This is a genomic window from Paraburkholderia sediminicola, assembly GCF_046027355.1.
GTDB lineage: Bacteria > Pseudomonadota > Gammaproteobacteria > Burkholderiales > Burkholderiaceae > Paraburkholderia > Paraburkholderia sediminicola_B.
On sequence record NZ_JAQQEK010000116.1, the window covers coordinates 1 to 1,202 of the forward strand.

Below are 1,202 nucleotides of genomic sequence, written 5' to 3' on the forward strand. Positions count from 1 at the left end.
GTCGTTGCAACACCTCTGTTCCAATACGGAACCGGAGAGTGGAGCACTATGGAACGACAGAGAAAGCATTGGCTGAACGCACAGCAGAAGAACGATATCTGGAAGATGTGGCGCGCGGGAGAGTCACTGAGTACTATCGCGCGTATGCTGGGGCGTCATCCAAGCGGGGCTTATCGGGTCATCAGCAAAACCGGCGGGATTTCACCTGTGCCCCGCACACGATCGGCCCGATCGCTAAGTCTGGCCGAACGCGAGGAGATATCGCGAGCGCTGGTCGCGGGCATGTCCATGTGCCAGATTGCATTGCAACTGGGGCGCTCGACATCAACCATCACACGGGAAGTCGCGCGCAACGGCGGCAGCCGCAGATATCGGGCACACGAGGCCGATATCAACGCGTGGGAACGGGCACGGCGACCCAAGACCTGTGCACTGTCGGAGAATGCCCGGCTTCGCCGGCTGGTGGCGGCCAAGCTCAAACTACAATGGGCTCCTGTACAGATAGCAGGGTGGCTGCGGCGCGAGTTCCGGGTCAACAAGGACATGCAGATATCTCACGAAACGATTTACCGCAGCCTGTTCATCCAGGCGCGCGGCGTCCTTAAAAAGGAGCTTGTCGCCCATCTTCGTACGAACCGCACGATGCGCCAGGCGAAGAGCGCCTCGGCAAGCGGCCAGGGCAGAGGCAGGATAAGCGAGGCGGTGTCGATCAGTGAACGCCCGGCCGAGGCGGAGGACCGGGCGGTGCCAGGTCACTGGGAAGGCGATCTGCTGGCGGGCTCGGACAACACCTATATCGCCACACTGGTGGAGCGGCACTCGCGTTACGTGATGCTGGTCAAAGTAGCCGGCAAGGACACGGCGAGCGTGGTGTCCGCACTGATAAAGCAGGTGAACAAACTGCCGGCAGAACTGCGCCGGTCGCTGACATGGGACCGCGGCACCGAGATGGCGAGTCACAGGAAATTTACGGTTGCCACGGACGTGCAGGTGTATTTCTGCGATCCGCAAAGCCCATGGCAGCGAGGCAGTAACGAGAACACGAATGGCCTTCTACGTCAGTACTTCCCCAAAGGGGTGCCAGTGGACGGGTATTCGCAGGCTGAGTTGAACAAGGTTGCCGCGCGCCTGAATGGTCGACCCCGTCAGACCCTGCAATTCATGAACCCTGCTGAAAAACTGGCAGAAACGTTGGGTGTTGC

General features: G+C 60.3%; 1 protein-coding gene. It reads left to right on the forward strand.

Features of this window, described 5'->3' with window-relative positions; genetic code table 11:
• Positions 1–48: 48 nt before the first annotated feature.
• Positions 49–1,202 (forward strand): IS30 family transposase (locus tag PQR42_RS45520; RefSeq protein WP_408496095.1); only part of this gene is annotated, 1,154 nt, incomplete at its 3' end.